Raw genomic sequence first — 14,410 nt, 5'->3', positions numbered from 1 at the left:
TGCCTTTTTTGACAGCTTCCTCTTTTCTCTGAATTTTCTTACGATTCCCTTCTGATGAATGTACTTTGGGCTTCTCTCCCTCTTACTTCCATCTGAATGTTCCTCTTTGAATTTTCAGGGTTGCATTGCTGTTTATTTGTCAAGGTTCTTTTGTTATAAGGCAATCAAGGGAGACTGCCAACGGAGAAGGAGGGATTTGAACCCTCGCACCGCTATTAACGGCCTACTCCCTTTCCAGGGGAGCCCCTTCAGCCTCTTGGGTACTTCTCCAAAATCAAGCTGACCACATATAAAATATCATAAATGTGCCGAACCATTATACGGTTCACCGGAGAAGGTACCTCCAGCGGAGAGGGTGGGATTCGAACCCACGCGCCCTTGCGGACAAACGGTTTTCAAGACCGCCTCGTTATGACCACTTCGATACCTCTCCATGTCGTATGTTCACGCTGTAAGTCAGCGCATTAAATAGTCTAGCAAATCGTTCGATATATGTCAACACTTTTTTTTAATTTTTTTCGTATATTTTTTTGCTTGTTTTTCATATACAATTTTTACGCTTATCTGTCCTTCCAAAGTCATGTGAATTTTCGCTATGCAAGTCTTCCCGATTTTTTATGTGGCAGGAAAACGCTCGGAAGATAGCAGGCAGCCACAAGATTTCTCTTTGTCCTTTTTGCCTTTTGTATACCAAATAATGTTCCATCACAGCCCAAAAGTTCATTGCCCGTGTTCTAATTTGAATTTCTACTTTTTTGCGCTCTGCCCTCTCAACTGGCACAAGCACAATCACATGAAGGCTTTGATAACCACTTTTCTTTGGATTTTTAACATAGTCTTTTATGGTAATGATCTGTAATTCCTCATCTTTTTTTAATATTTCCACTAACTGGTAAATATCATCTAGGAAATTGCAGACAACCCGTATACCGGCAATATCGTTTAGCCGCTCCTGCACGGTCTGGCGCTTTACCGCACATTTTTTCTTTATCACTTTATCCAGGCAGCTTTCCGGTGTTTTAATTCGATAAGTCATTTGGCAGATTAAATTTCTTCCCTTCTTCCGGGAATAAGTAGCATTTATTCTGTTTAGTTTTTCTTCTACGCTCCGGCATGCTGCCCTATAAGGTTCCAGAAAAGCATCTTCCCCCATTTCTCCCAAAAAATCCTGATAGGTTTCTTCCATTACATTTATCATTCTGTGGTTTCCTTCCAAAAATTAATATGTTTTAGGCCTCGAATACCATTCATATGAAGATTTTAGGTTAAATATACCTAAAACTTCATTTTCACACATAAAAATATTGAAGATAAAACCACTACTGGAGGTTCTCTGTTATTTGTGCAGAAGAAGATGCTCCGCTATCTGAATATCTTCAGGCGTTGTTATTTTTATATTTTCATAGGAACCTTCCACAAGTCTGACAGGATGTCCTGTCAGTGTCTCTATGACCATAGCATCATCTGTCACAGATATGCCGGCTTTTAAAAGCTCCTTTTCTTTTTGCAGCAGGTTTTGATAAGCCCCCTTAATCAAGGGCAAGGCAAAAGCCTGAGGTGTCTGTATTGTCCACACCAGCTTCCGTTCCGGCGTAGATGCGATATTCCCTTCACGATCAGCAATTTTAATTGTATCCTTTACCGGCATTCCCACAACGCAGGCTTCATATTCCCGAACACAGCAAAGCGCCCTTTCCAATATGTCCTCTGTCACCACAGGTCTTGCCCCATCATGAATAAAGACAAAATCGCAGGAAGAAATGCTGTCTAATCCGATTGCCACAGAATGATACCGTTCTTTTCCCCCTTCGACAATGTGTTGTACCTTGCTAAAACCATATTTTTCAACAATCTCTTTTTTACAATACATGGCATCCCCAGGGGATACCACCAGGACAATTTCATCCACAAAACTTTCCTGAAAGGTCTTCAGGGAATAATAGATAACCGGTTTTCCGGCAATGAGCATATACTGCTTTTTTGTACTGCTCTCCATTCTTTTTCCGCTGCCGGCGGCTAAAACAACCGCGGCTGTGCGCAATTTTTTCTCCCTGCTCATATGAATCCCCATTCTTACCAGCAACCCCAAAAATTGGGGCCAAGCACAAATTGGTACAAAGAGTGCCCGCCTTTACAGGCGTTTTCAGGCATTTTTCTCACACAATTCTCTCACCCAGCTTTAAATTAGGCACTGCATTTAAATCAAATCCATGACGCACACCATTCCGATACTCGTAGTAGGCGGCCACCCCTATCATTGCCGCATTATCCGTACAATATAGAGGGGACGGGTGATAGAAATCAATCCCTTCTCTTGCGCAAGTCTCTTCAAAAGCCTTTCGCAGGCCACTGTTTGAAGCAACGCCGCCTGCAATGGCAAACTTTTTATACCCATATTTTGCAATCGCATCCATGGAGTGCTCCACAAGCACATCTATCACAGCCTTCTGAAAGGAAGCCGCCACATCCGCCACAACTGCTTCCTCCCCCTTCATCTGACAGGAATTTAAATAATTCAAAACTGCTGATTTTAATCCGCTAAAACTAAAATCATACGCAGCATCTCCCACTTTGGCCCGCGGAAAATGTATGGCATCCGGATTACCCTCCCTGGAAACCTTGTCAATTTTAGGTCCTCCCGGATACCCCAATCCAATCGCACGGGCAACCTTGTCAAAGGCCTCCCCGGCAGCATCATCTCTTGTTCTTCCTATAATTTCATATTCCCCATAATCCTTCACCACCACTAAGTGGGAATGCCCCCCGGAGACTACCAAACATAAAAAAGGCGGCTTTAGTTCTTTGTTTTCAATATAATTAGCGCTGATATGTCCCTCTATATGATGCACTCCCACTAGAGGAATATTCGAAGCAAAACTGATTGCCTTGGCAGCTGAAACTCCTACAAGCAATGCCCCCACCAGTCCCGGGCCATAAGTAACGGCAATCGCATCCATTTGCGAAAGCGTCCTGTCCGCATCGGCAAGCGCCTTTTCTATCACCTGGTTTATTTTTTCAATATGCTTGCGGGAGGCAATTTCCGGCACCACCCCTCCGTATTCTGTGTGCAGCGCAATCTGGGAATCAATCACATTAGACAATACTTCCCTTCCATTTCTTACCACCGCCGCCGCCGTTTCATCACAGGAGCTTTCGATTGCAAGTATAGAAATATCTTTTTCCATTTTTATATCCATTCCTTCCGCGTCTCCCAAGGCACAAAAAGCCCCAAAAAGCGCTAGGCGTTTTCCTCATCTGCCAAGGTCCAGCCGTAAATTTTCCAATGTCCTTCCTCATCCTTGCGCAGAAGAAAAATTTCATCTGTTTTTTGGAACTCAGTCCCCTGTCTTAGATTAAAGGTACAGCGCATTTGTGCCCAGCTATAGCCGTCCTTCGTAAATTCTTCTACATCTGTACTGGAAGCCGGAGAATAGCTTGACACCACAATCTCCTGTTCTTTCAAACCATCAACATCCAGTCCCAGATCATCTAAATATTGCTGCTCTGTCTTGTTGGCAACCAGCTCATCATCATACAGTTTCTGTATCTGCATAGCCATATCGTGGAATTCTTCTTCCGTGTAGCTTTCCACATAAAGGCACTTGGTAATCTCTGCATAATATTTAACTACTTCCCTGGGTGTTGGCGGATAATTACTTTCCAAATCGCGCATCAAAACCTCTTGAACTGCAGTTGCTTTTACCTGCTGCTCCGACTCCTCAGTTCTTTTGTTTGACAAATAATAATAGTAGCCAAGCGCCAGACATACTAAAACTATGATAACAATTAAAACCTTGATTCCTCCCTGGCCTTTCCCTTTGCTCATCCGGTTCCCCTCCTTTTTCCCGCCTCCCTGGTTTCTGAGACGAAATGATTCCTTATTTATTTTTCGGCATCTTCTTCCTCAAACATAAGCTCTATTGTCTTTCCATCTTTGCAAGTTTCTGCCGCCGGAAAAATTCTTCTGACTGCCGGCAGGTATTCTTCCGGCCTATTTAAAGATGGGCTGTAATGTGTCAGCCAAAGTCTTGAAACCTCCGCCCGCTTTGCCAGCTCTGCTGCCTCATAGAAGGTCATATGCTTATTTTCTTTTGCCTTTGCTTTCTTATCAGCCTCCCCGTACATGCCCTCACATATAAAAAGGTCTGAACCGGCAGCATGTTTTACAATTCCTTCCGTAGGCCTTGTATCGGTACAATAAGTCACTTTAAGCCCCTTCCTTGCAGACCCCAAAACCATCTCCGGTGTCAAAATCCGTTCCCCTGTATCTATTGTCTCACCTCTTTGCAGTCGATTCCAGTATTTTTTTTCTATTTCGAAAGAAAGTGCACGCTCTACCTGAAATTTACCGGTTCTCTCAATGGACATGCTGTAACCATAGCAAGGGACATTGTGATTCACTCTGAACGCCACTATCTTAAAACCGTCAAAGAAAATCGTGTGTTCTGCCTCGTTTAATTCCAGACAATCTATCACAAAAGGAAGCTCCGGCGCAATCACCCGCAAAGATGCTGTCACCTTTGAAAGTCCTTTAGGCCCCACTAAAAGAAGCGGCTCTGTCCGTTCTGCATTCCCCATAGTCAGAAGCATTCCCGGCAGTCCGCTAATATGATCCGCATGAAAGTGAGTGAAGCAGATTACCTCAATAGGTTTCGGGCTCCAGCCCTTTTCCTTCATTGCAATCTGCGTTCCTTCCCCACAATCAATCAATATACTTTTTCCATTGTATCTGGCCATCATGGATGTCAGCCACCTATAGGGGAGGGGCATCATCCCGCCTGTCCCCAGCAAACAAATATCCAGCATAAATTTCTCAACCTCTCTTATGCCATTCCCACATCCATCTCGCCAGTCCGTAACGAAAAACCTCTCGTTACAAATCTCAATACACCTTGGAGAAGCCGCTCTAGAGCAGTTCCGTGATTTCCTCCTCCTCTACCGGAATGGCAAATTCTTGAATCATTTTATCATAACATTCCTCGCATAAATCAAAGGAATGTTTCCTTCCATCCTTATTGCTGAAATATCCGAACTGAATATTTCCGCTAAAGCATCCTTCCTTTAAAATTCCTTTTTCAACCTTTAATTCTCTCTTGCATTTATTACAGATAACAGCTGACAATTCATTTTTATTTTCATCAAAATAAATTCGCATGGTCTTATCCTCCTTTGATATCCTCTAACACCTATTATACATAAAAGTGCGACCAGGACTAGTGGTAATTCTTCCATGCACTGTCTATCTTTTCCACATAATCAGGGCATCTTCCTTCGGCTTATCATAGAAATTCGGCCGTACCCCCTCCCCCTTAAAGCCCAAGCTCTCATACAGCCTGATTGCAGCCCGGTTACTGACCCGCACCTCCAAGGTACAGCTGCCTATGCCAACCTGACTTGCTCTCTCTAACATATATTCCATCATTTTTTTACCGATTCCCTTTTTTCTGTCATCGGCCGCTACCATCACGTTGGTGATTTCTCCTTCTCCCGCTATATTCCTAATGCCACAGCAGCCAACAATTCTGCCATCTATTTCGGCCACGCAGTAATAGGCATAGTCAGCCTCCACCATTTCCAAAAAATCCTTTGCCGACCAGGGCATGGAAAAGGTTTCACTTTCCAGCTTGCTGACTGTTTCCACATCAGCAGCTTCCATTTCTCTTATCCGTAACACATCGTTCTCCTAGCATAAAACACAAAGCCCCCATAATAGTAGGACCCAAAGTTTTGCATATACTGCAAAATTCCCTGGATTAGTACTCACCTTCACGGCTTTGTCTGCATTTCCTTCTTAGCTTTCTCTCTTTCCGCCTGAGACAATCTTAAGTACTCTGGCGCATGGTCTCTAGCAGCAACAAATTTCCCCTCCTTCAAATAGTCAAAAGCCAACATGGCAAAGGAGGCTGCTCTTTGTCTGTTCATATGGGCAGGGGCAAAGCTGTAAGGAACCTTCAAGGATTCCCCAAGTCTCTTGCCAAAAACCGGCACACCATCTCCCAAAAAAATAACTTCTTCTTCCAGCGCATTGCATTTACCTACTATTTCATCTATTGAAACAGCACACTGCTTAACCAGACTTTTAAGCGCATAGGAGGAAGGGTTGCCCTCCCGTCTTACAAATTTATAGATTCCTGTATATACCTGATTTCTTCTGGCGTCCATAATCGGACAGACCAGCTTGTCTGTGCCATACAGATTACATGCCATTCCGTCCAAAGTAGGGATTTCAACCAAAGGCACCTTTATTGCAAGGCCAAGTCCCTTGGCAGTCGCTGAGCCAATCCGTAAGCCGGTAAAGGATCCTGGGCCTTTTGCCAATGCAATCGCGTCCACTTCCTTTAAATCAAGTTCTACCATTTTCTTAAGCTCGTCCAGCATAGGAAGCAAGGTTTGGGAATGGGTTTTCTTGTACTGGACATTGTATTCCCCTATCAGAATATCGTCCTCCACAATGGCTACCGAGGCCACCAGCCCCGAACTATCTATTGCAATTATTTTCATACCCGTTGTATTTCCTCCATTCTAACCCTTCCTGTCTCCAACAGCCAACAAATGGACTGCAGGCAAGATACCCTATATACAAGCACCAGATCATTGGTCAGGAATACTTAGAGCTCATCCCAGAATGTCTGATACATAGGCTACACATCTGCTATATGTATTTTTCTATAGTCAAATCCTTTTTCCATGTCTTTTAAAATCGTTATCTGGGTATACCGTTTTGGAAGAATTTCTTTTATCAAATCAGCCCATTCAATCAGACATACCCCATCACCATAAAAATAGTCCTCGTACCCAATTTCATCCATCTCCGAAATATCGCCTATCCGATATACATCAAAATGATAAAAAGGACATCGTCCTTCATCATAAATCTGCAAAATTGTAAAAGTAGGACTGTTTACCGGCTCTACAACACCAAGCCCGGCTGCCAGTCCTTGGGAAAAAACAGTTTTCCCCGCTCCCAAATCACCGGTTAGGGTTAACACTGTGCCAGGAGATACCTTTTCACCAATTTTTCTCCCAAGCGCAAAGGTTTCTTTTGGGCTCATCGTTTCCACAAACATTTTTATACCCCCTGCATACCGTAAGCAAGTTCATTCATACCCAATATCAGCCGCGTATCTTCACTTTTTTAGATGGCATATGGACAGAAATAATCTGAATCACTCCAGACGCCTTCTCTCCCAGATCCTTCTTGGGAAAAATAGATGCATTCACCGGAGAAGTATACAAAATCAGACTGCGGGGCGTGGATACTGCTTTGTGCATGTCCCCCCACTTCTGGCTCTGCACTTCTTCTCCCTGGGATACTTCTACGCCCTCCTCTGTCATTTTATAATGGAGGGGATTTTTAAAAGCCGGGTTTGCCAAATACTGCTGTCTGGATTTTATAAACAACGTCCATGGCAGATAAGCTAATATAACAACCCCTGCAATCAAAAAAATCACACCAGCCCCCATAAAAAATCCTACCACTAAGAGCGCGCCAACGATAGCCCCTATCAACCCGGAGGCACTGGTATAGGTATGAAATAACATATAATCGTACAGAGCGCCTGGTGTTATTTTAACATCAAATTCAACTTCCATCTTAAAACCTCATCCTAGGTAACTGTCACCAAATAGCCTGCAAGCCTGTGACAATTCTTTATTATCTTCTCCTGACTCAAAGAGCACCTACCAGTGTAGGTGCCCTCTACTCTTTTCATTATACTAAAATTACACTAAAGTGCAATAATAAAATTTGCTGCTTCCACTTTTATTCATGCCGCAGCGCCTCAATGGGGCTTAACTTTGCAGCTTTCCTTGCCGGATAAATTCCAAAAAATATACCAACACCACAGGAGAATACCGAAGCGCCAATAATTGTACTTACATTCACCTGCACAACAATATCCATGATTGAGCAAACGCCAACCGCTCCTGCTATTCCCAGGATAATGCCTATAATACCACCAAGGAGGGTAATAATTCCTGCCTCCGCCAAAAATTGCAAAAGAACAGAAGCGGTTCTTGCTCCAAGCGCCTTTCTGATTCCAATTTCTCTGGTTCTCTCCGTAACGGACACCAGCATAATATTCATAACGCCGATACCGCCTACGAGAAGGGAAATAGCTGCAACAAAAGAGATAAACACTGTGATAAAGCCTAAAATCGTATCATATTGGGCTGCTATATCCGAAAAGCTTTCCATCATAATCTGATTTTCTCCACGGACATTATGCCTGCTTTCCAATAAGGCAAGCGCTTTAGATGCAACCTCCGTACAATACTCCGATGCTTCCGCCACCACGTAAAATTGGTCAATCTCATCTATATAATAGCCAAGCTTATTGGCCATAAAGGTCAGCGGAACCTCCGCCTCAATGGTTGTTACTCCGTAGCCGGAGGTTACGATTGAGGAGGCGCTGTCCTTCCGAATACCAATTACCCTCAGTTCCTGTGTAACTCCCCAGAATGTGGCGTCAAAAGTCATTCCCACCACATCACTGGTTCCAAATAAGGCTACCGCACTGCTCTCTGAAATAATACACACATTACTTGCGGCATCATAATCGTTTTGTGTAAAATATTTTCCTTTTACAATTGCTTCTGATGAAAGGAATTGAAGGCCGGTTGTACCTCCTGTCATTCTGATATCATAATCTCCTTTAGGTCCCTCGGCTGTCCCCCAGCTACCAAACTGCGGGGTTACACCCTTTACATGCTCAATCTGCGTAGCGATGGCATCAAAATCCGTCTGACCAAAAGTTACCGTAGTTTCTTTTCTGGTGCTGTCCACATAAAATGCAATCTGCCCTCCTGCAATCCCTTCCAACTCTGAGTTGACCTGCCCTCTGACACCATTACCAATGGAAATAACCATGATAACGGATGAGATTCCGATAATGATACCCAGCATGGTGAGAATGGAGCGCCCTTTATTGCTTCTTATGTTCATCAAAGCAATCTTTATGTATTCCCATATCTGTGCCATTGTTCCCTCTTTCCACTAAAAAGTCAATCTGCTCTCCAGTTATTTTTACTAAGACTGGGGCATTGCAATTACACTCATGCCCTCCTGAAGGTTAGCGGTTACATCCGTCACAATCTGTTCTCCTTCCGCAAGACCTTCTGTCACCTGAACCATTGTATCAGAGGAAATACCTGTCACTATTTTCTTTTTCACCAGAATATTTTCTTCCACCGCGTAAACAAACTCCCCTTCCATGTCCACATTAACGGCGGTTACAGGTATCAACACAGCGTTTTCTTCTCTAGCCGTACAGACGATTACTTTGGCCTCTACGCCCAGAATCACATCACTGTCAGGATTTGTAATTTCTATTTCAGTACCTACTACAGCAGCCCCACTGTTATTTTTTTCCGCCATTTTATTAATTTTGGAAATTTTACCGTTGTATTCCTTGCTGCCAATGGTAATCGTTGCGTTTTGCCCCACTGCAATTTTATCTAAATCATATTTGGTCACAGAAATTTTTACCATTACATTTTCTGTACTTTCCAGCTTGAGAAGCTGGGAGCCTGCTGCCACAGTCCCGCCTTCCACCGCATTTACTTCCGTAACAACACCGTTAAATTCCGCCGTTATACCATTTTCCACTGCCTCTAAGCTTTTCAGTGAATCGACCGCCTCAATCTCCTTGGTCTGTTTCTCCGCCTCAAGTTCTTCCCTGGCCCCTGAGGTCATCCTGCTTGACTCTGCCGAGCTAAGCTGAGACTTCATCTCGGAACGGTATTCCTTGTAGTCGGAAAGCATCTTGTTATACACCTCAAGCTCATCCTCCCAGCCTTGGATTTCCTTGTTATTCTGCTGCTCATAGCTGTTAAGCTGCACCAACTTCTGCAGATTCATGTATTCATCTGAATCCGGCTGGTCCTGCCAATCAAGAAGTGAAATCTGAAGCAGGGCACCCTCGTAAGCAAGGTCACTTTTTTTCTTGTCTATCTTATAATTTAAATTGGTTATGTACGCTTCTGTATCCGCAATCTGCTGATCCAGAACTTCAAGGTTTACGTTTGCCTCGTTTAAATCTCCTATTTTCTGGCTGTTGTTCTGTACGGAATTTTTGTAATTTCCTTCCGCTGACTGAACTTTTAGCTGTGCCAGTTCTTTTTCTCTGGCAATGGATTCTTCATCATAGGAAATCAGTACATCTCCGGCCTTCACTGCATCCCCGGCTTCCACAGACACACCGCTTATCAGAACATCCACATCTGAAAAATAGCTTTTTGTCTTTTCTGTTGTCACCGTGCCGCTGGTGCTTATGATCTGCTCAATCTCTCCTACCATTGCACCGGTTGTGGCCACAAACACGCCTGTATCCTGGCTGCCAAACACCTTCATAACAACAAAAAGAATAACCACCACACCAAGGATACTAAATCCAATGATTTTTTTGCGTTTTTTCTTCGCTGACCGGTCTAAGGGCTTTTTCTCTTTCTTTGCTTTTTTCTTCTTTTTCCCGGATTCCATTTCAATTTCTGTGCTTGTCATCTTCGTCACATCCTCATTTAGCAAAATAGCTGTCTGTGTTTGCGCAATTATATTATCTGCTGTCACCACATCATTGTTTTGCTTCTTTTCTTCTTTGATTTTTTCCTCTTTACTTTTTTCTTCCTTGCTTTTTTTCTTGTCTGACATTTTCTCCCCATTTCTGCGCGGCGTTTTTTATGATTAGTCAAGCAGCATCCCAATGCGAGCCTGAAAACACTCTGCTGCCTACACCTTAGTTGTGCCAACCCACAAAATAACGTTTGTGAATACCGCGCCTACACAAACCTTTTATTGCTTAAAAAACTCTAAACATCAAATTTATCATTTATAATATCATCCACAATTTTGCCATCCATAATCCGTATAATACGTTTCGCTCTGGCAGCAATTTCATTGTCATGGGTAATTAATATGACTGTCCTGCCCTCTGCATGCAGTCCTTTTAAAATATCCATAATTTCTTTGGTAGACCCAGAGTCAAGATTACCGGTAGGCTCATCCGCTAATATAACCGGCGGAGCCTGGGCAATCGCTCTTGCTATCGCTACCCTTTGCTGCTGTCCACCACTCATTTCAGAAGGTTTATGATCCATTCGTTTCATCAAGCCAACCTTCTCAAGGGCAATTTCAGAAAGACGCAGCCTTTCTCTCTTGCCAACTCCCCGATAAATCAGGGGAAGCTCCACATTCTCAAGAGCAGTCAGACCTGCAATCAGGTTAAAACCCTGGAAAATGAATCCAATGTCCTTGTTTCTGATATCCGACAGGTCATCATCCGTAAGACCCGAAACATCCTGCCCATTTAATATGTAAGTGCCACTAGATGGCACATCCAAGCATCCAAGCATATTCATCAGGGTAGATTTACCGGAGCCGGACTGACCAATGATTGCCACAAATTCATTTTCATCAATCTTCAAATTCACATGGTCCAATGCACGAACCTCGTTTTCACCGGGATTATAAATTTTACACATATCCCGTATTGCGATTAATTCACTCATATGTGCAGCACTCCTTTATTTATTTGTACCATTGTATTATAATATTAATACAATTTTTGTCAATACCTAAATGTTAAACTGTTCCAGAAGATTCTTTAAAAATATTCCAAAAGGAACTCTTGGAAAAACATAACACATTTATGCGTGTACACTTAGTTAAATTCTTGCGAACCTGGCATCTGCTACGTTTTTACAGCTCGAAAGCGCCGTGATAATACCTTCTGGTCAAAATCCAACCATCTAAATATTATAACGAAGTATAAAAGGAAAACATTACAAGAATCTATAAAAATTTCTTAATTTTATCTAAAGAATGCAAAAAAGGCTGACATAAATTGTCAGCCCCCTGCTTACTTTATTACTATTACTTTACAGTTTCTACCGTTTTTGCACTTTTCCTTATAGACCCTTCTTTTAAAATGGGGCTCAGCTTTTTATACACCAGCACAGTTACCAAAGATACACTTCCGCCTTTTAGCAAATTAAGAGGCGCCACAGCAAACAATACAAGTGTTGTTACGCTAGTAATGCTGCTGTTAACAGCAGTTCCCATGCCTACAATTGTATCTAAAGGCATGCCGTATAAAGCTGCAAAAGCAGGCAGTAAATAAACTGCATTAAAAGCTGTACCAAACACAGACATAACTAGCGTTCCCACAATAGATGCAATAATTGCATTGATCTTTGTTTTCCTGAACATATAAATAATAGAAGCCGGCAAAATAAAGCTGCATCCTATTACAAAGTTGGCCAAATCTCCAACAAAAGCTGTACTGGTGCCTTTCATAAGGAGCTTTAACAGTATTTTACAAAACTCAATCATAACACCGGCTACCGGCCCAAAAGCAAAAGTCCCAATAAGCGCCGGTATCTCACTGAAATCTAATTCATAGAAAGGGGGCGCAAAAGGCACCGGAAATTCAAACAGCATTAAAACCGCTGAAATTGCAGAAAACACACCAATCATTGCAATCTTACGTGTGGTGAGGATTCTCTCCGTATCGCCGTTTCTTTTTTGAATCAGTTTTTCCGCCAAGTAGGCAATCAGAAAAAGCGCCGCCGCTATCCCTACTGACACCAACACAAATACTACATTGTCTTTTACACTCGTCCATAATCCGTTATTCATTTTTTCCTCATTTCTGCGTTGCTTTCTACCCATTACGAGTTCGCGGCAAGCAACGCATAGACACAAACTCTTTATTTCCAGAAAGGTTCTCGAGAAAATATGCCCTTACATGCCAAGCGCCGCTCTCCTTACAGGACAATTTCGGACAACAAAAAACCGAATGCTTTTTAACAAAACATTCGGGGCATATACTGTAATGCTTTATTCTTATTCATAGATACCTTCATATCCGAATTTCTTAACACAAATTCGAACACAAAAATAACTATCTTCTTCTCTCATCCAGACTTTACTGTCGGTTTTGGAATTACACCAAATCAGCTGTTTTTATGTATTTGCTTATAAAAACAGGTCGCGGACTGTACCGCCGGTCGGGAATTACACCCTGCCCCGAAGAACTTTTCTTTGATTACATGAAATAGAATACCACGAAAATGCTGTGAAATCAAGGGGTTTAGGAATTTTTCTTTGAAGATCTTTTTGGGAAAACAGGCCAAAAATCTACGTAAATCTTTATAAATCTACATACTTTTGCTTGCAAAATGTGTAAATTTTTGTGTAAATTCTGATATGGTTTTCTCCGCATATTTACTAGGGTTTTCAAGCTTATTTAACTCCCTTTTTACCCTTCCTAAATCAACATGGTTGTACACCCTCATTGTAGTCTTGATATCAGTCTGTCCCATAAGGTATTGAAGTACTTTAATATCACATCCCGACTCAGCGAACCTACAGCAAGCAGTATGTCTTAAAATATGAGGACTAACATTTGGCAGCTGTATTTTTCTCTCGCTATTCATCTCCACAATAGCTTTCATCATTCTCCTTATACTGTTATGGTTCATACACTTTCCGGTTATATGGGAAACAAATACGAAATCCTTATACCCGTTCACTTCGAAATCAGGAGCTTTTTTCGTCATTAGCCAGACCTTTTTCTGCTCAATGAACAAGCGATAAACATTGTCCGTCATTGGAATGATCCTGTTCCCTGCATCAGTTTTCGTGTTATTGGCATATAATTTCATCTCACCTTGTATCTTTCGATATTGTACCTGATGGTTTATGTGTATCTCTTTTTTATCCATATCAACATCATGCCATGTTAAACCGATCGCCTCACTGATGCGTAATCCCGTCTGAATCAAAATTGCATACATAGGATAATATCTTTTCATTCTCTGACGCATTTGTATTCTGTCAAGAAATTCTTTTTCTTCTTCAAAAGTAAGGGCATATTTCTTTTCTATATCTTCTACATATTCTTTCGTACAGCCATTGGCAGGATTTTTAGCAATCACATTATCATCACACGCCAATTGTAATGCGGGATGGACTATTTTATGGATTATTTTAATGGTCCCTATACTCAGGCCCTGCTCTAAAAGGGAATTATAAAATAGCAACACATCCGATTTCCTTATATCTATTACTTTAGCTTTTCCAATAGAGCTTTCCCTTAGAACATGCTCAAAATAATACCTGTAATTCTCCTTTGTTGAACTGGCAAGATTTACTTTTGTCTTTAGATACCTCTCAATCTGTTCATTCAATGAATATGTTTTCCTGGATATCCCCATAGCAATCTCTTTATTGATTTCTTCCTCCATTTCCCGTAGCTCAGAAAGATTACGGGCATAAATGCATCCGGGTTTCCCATCATTACCTACCCAACGATACATATATGTATTATCTTTTCTCTGCGACTCTCCTTTCTTTAACACCTTGCCGTTTTTATCTTTTCTTCTATTAGCCATAAAACTGCTCCTTTCAAAC

15 protein-coding genes, 2 tRNA genes and 1 riboswitch are annotated in these 14,410 nt (G+C 42.1%); all 17 genes read right to left on the bottom strand.

The window, feature by feature from the left end; genetic code table 11:
- Positions 1-181 precede the first annotated feature (181 nt).
- Positions 182-270 (bottom strand) — tRNA-Ser (locus tag D5281_RS18250).
- Positions 271-347: 77 nt separating this feature from the next.
- Positions 348-433: transfer RNA gene (locus tag D5281_RS18245), tRNA-Ser, on the bottom strand.
- A 108-nt stretch (positions 434-541) separates the two neighbouring features.
- Positions 542-1,198, bottom strand: coding sequence for a GTP pyrophosphokinase (locus tag D5281_RS18240; RefSeq protein ID WP_160561521.1), 657 nt, complete (start codon positions 1,196-1,198; stop codon positions 542-544).
- A gap of 138 nt (positions 1,199-1,336) precedes the next feature.
- Positions 1,337-2,059, bottom strand: coding sequence for a 2-C-methyl-D-erythritol 4-phosphate cytidylyltransferase (ispD, locus tag D5281_RS18235; protein ID WP_160561520.1), 723 nt, complete (start codon positions 2,057-2,059; stop codon positions 1,337-1,339).
- Positions 2,060-2,156: 97 nt separating this feature from the next.
- Positions 2,157-3,197 (bottom strand): tRNA (adenosine(37)-N6)-threonylcarbamoyltransferase complex transferase subunit TsaD, encoded by a 1,041-nt coding sequence (gene tsaD, locus D5281_RS18230; protein ID WP_160561519.1) that lies wholly within the window; start codon positions 3,195-3,197, stop codon positions 2,157-2,159.
- 41 nt (positions 3,198-3,238) lie between these two features.
- Entirely contained in the window at positions 3,239-3,826 is a 588-nt protein-coding gene (locus D5281_RS18225; protein ID WP_160561518.1) for a DUF6715 family protein, read from the bottom strand.
- Between the two features lie 56 nt (positions 3,827-3,882).
- On the bottom strand, positions 3,883-4,806 hold the full coding sequence (locus D5281_RS18220; RefSeq protein ID WP_160561517.1) for a ribonuclease Z: 924 nt from the start codon (positions 4,804-4,806) through the stop codon (positions 3,883-3,885).
- Positions 4,807-4,906: 100 nt separating this feature from the next.
- Positions 4,907-5,155 (bottom strand): hypothetical protein, encoded by a 249-nt coding sequence (locus D5281_RS18215; RefSeq protein WP_160561516.1) that lies wholly within the window; start codon positions 5,153-5,155, stop codon positions 4,907-4,909.
- An 84-nt stretch (positions 5,156-5,239) separates the two neighbouring features.
- Positions 5,240-5,674 carry a ribosomal protein S18-alanine N-acetyltransferase gene (gene rimI, locus D5281_RS18210; protein ID WP_160561515.1) on the bottom strand — a complete coding sequence of 145 codons (435 nt, stop codon included), beginning with the start codon at positions 5,672-5,674 and terminating at the stop codon, positions 5,240-5,242.
- Positions 5,675-5,766: 92 nt separating this feature from the next.
- Positions 5,767-6,501, bottom strand: a complete 735-nt coding sequence (gene tsaB / locus D5281_RS18205) for a tRNA (adenosine(37)-N6)-threonylcarbamoyltransferase complex dimerization subunit type 1 TsaB (protein ID WP_160561514.1) — start codon at positions 6,499-6,501, stop codon at positions 5,767-5,769.
- A gap of 140 nt (positions 6,502-6,641) precedes the next feature.
- Positions 6,642-7,067 (bottom strand): tRNA (adenosine(37)-N6)-threonylcarbamoyltransferase complex ATPase subunit type 1 TsaE, encoded by a 426-nt coding sequence (gene tsaE / locus D5281_RS18200; RefSeq protein WP_160561513.1) that lies wholly within the window; start codon positions 7,065-7,067, stop codon positions 6,642-6,644.
- Between the two features lie 46 nt (positions 7,068-7,113).
- On the bottom strand, positions 7,114-7,593 hold the full coding sequence (locus tag D5281_RS18195) for a YcxB family protein (protein WP_160561512.1): 480 nt from the start codon (positions 7,591-7,593) through the stop codon (positions 7,114-7,116).
- A gap of 169 nt (positions 7,594-7,762) precedes the next feature.
- The gene (locus D5281_RS18190; protein WP_160561511.1) at positions 7,763-8,980 is read right to left on the bottom strand and encodes an ABC transporter permease; all 1,218 of its coding nucleotides are present in this window, start codon (positions 8,978-8,980) and stop codon (positions 7,763-7,765) included.
- A gap of 48 nt (positions 8,981-9,028) precedes the next feature.
- A complete protein-coding gene (locus tag D5281_RS18185; RefSeq protein ID WP_160561510.1) occupies positions 9,029-10,648 on the bottom strand; it encodes an efflux RND transporter periplasmic adaptor subunit in 1,620 nt (539 codons plus the stop codon).
- Between the two features lie 158 nt (positions 10,649-10,806).
- Positions 10,807-11,505, bottom strand: coding sequence for an ABC transporter ATP-binding protein (locus D5281_RS18180; RefSeq protein WP_160561509.1), 699 nt, complete (start codon positions 11,503-11,505; stop codon positions 10,807-10,809).
- Positions 11,506-11,869: 364 nt separating this feature from the next.
- Positions 11,870-12,634: an ECF transporter S component gene (locus D5281_RS18175; RefSeq protein ID WP_160561508.1), complete on the bottom strand. Its 765-nt coding sequence runs from the start codon at positions 12,632-12,634 to the stop codon at positions 11,870-11,872.
- A 266-nt stretch (positions 12,635-12,900) separates the two neighbouring features.
- A riboswitch (FMN riboswitch) is annotated at positions 12,901-13,036 on the bottom strand.
- Between the two features lie 119 nt (positions 13,037-13,155).
- Entirely contained in the window at positions 13,156-14,391 is a 1,236-nt protein-coding gene (locus tag D5281_RS18170; RefSeq protein WP_160561507.1) for a tyrosine-type recombinase/integrase, read from the bottom strand.
- Positions 14,392-14,410 lie beyond the last annotated feature (19 nt).

The sequence above is a fragment of the Parablautia muri genome (assembly GCF_009917485.1).
GTDB classification, from domain to species: Bacteria; Bacillota; Clostridia; order Lachnospirales; family Lachnospiraceae; genus Suilimivivens; species Suilimivivens muri.
This window is presented reverse-complemented; position numbering and strand designations above follow the sequence as displayed.

Coding starts and splice junctions, on each gene's coding strand:
- D5281_RS18215 (WP_160561516.1), bottom strand. CDS start 5,155: ATGCGAATTTATTTTGATGAAAATAAAAATGAATTGTCAGCTGTTATC.
- D5281_RS18225 (WP_160561518.1), bottom strand. CDS start 3,826: ATGAGCAAAGGGAAAGGCCAGGGAGGAATCAAGGTTTTAATTGTTATC.
- D5281_RS18195 (WP_160561512.1), bottom strand. CDS start 7,593: ATGGAAGTTGAATTTGATGTTAAAATAACACCAGGCGCTCTGTACGAT.
- tsaD (WP_160561519.1), bottom strand. CDS start 3,197: ATGGATATAAAAATGGAAAAAGATATTTCTATACTTGCAATCGAAAGC.
- D5281_RS18220 (WP_160561517.1), bottom strand. CDS start 4,806: ATGCTGGATATTTGTTTGCTGGGGACAGGCGGGATGATGCCCCTCCCC.
- D5281_RS18185 (WP_160561510.1), bottom strand. CDS start 10,648: ATGTCAGACAAGAAAAAAAGCAAGGAAGAAAAAAGTAAAGAGGAAAAA.
- ispD (WP_160561520.1), bottom strand. CDS start 2,059: ATGAGCAGGGAGAAAAAATTGCGCACAGCCGCGGTTGTTTTAGCCGCC.
- tsaB (WP_160561514.1), bottom strand. CDS start 6,501: ATGAAAATAATTGCAATAGATAGTTCGGGGCTGGTGGCCTCGGTAGCC.
- D5281_RS18170 (WP_160561507.1), bottom strand. CDS start 14,391: ATGGCTAATAGAAGAAAAGATAAAAACGGCAAGGTGTTAAAGAAAGGA.
- D5281_RS18180 (WP_160561509.1), bottom strand. CDS start 11,505: ATGAGTGAATTAATCGCAATACGGGATATGTGTAAAATTTATAATCCC.
- tsaE (WP_160561513.1), bottom strand. CDS start 7,067: ATGTTTGTGGAAACGATGAGCCCAAAAGAAACCTTTGCGCTTGGGAGA.
- D5281_RS18240 (WP_160561521.1), bottom strand. CDS start 1,198: ATGATAAATGTAATGGAAGAAACCTATCAGGATTTTTTGGGAGAAATG.
- D5281_RS18190 (WP_160561511.1), bottom strand. CDS start 8,980: ATGGCACAGATATGGGAATACATAAAGATTGCTTTGATGAACATAAGA.
- D5281_RS18175 (WP_160561508.1), bottom strand. CDS start 12,634: ATGAATAACGGATTATGGACGAGTGTAAAAGACAATGTAGTATTTGTG.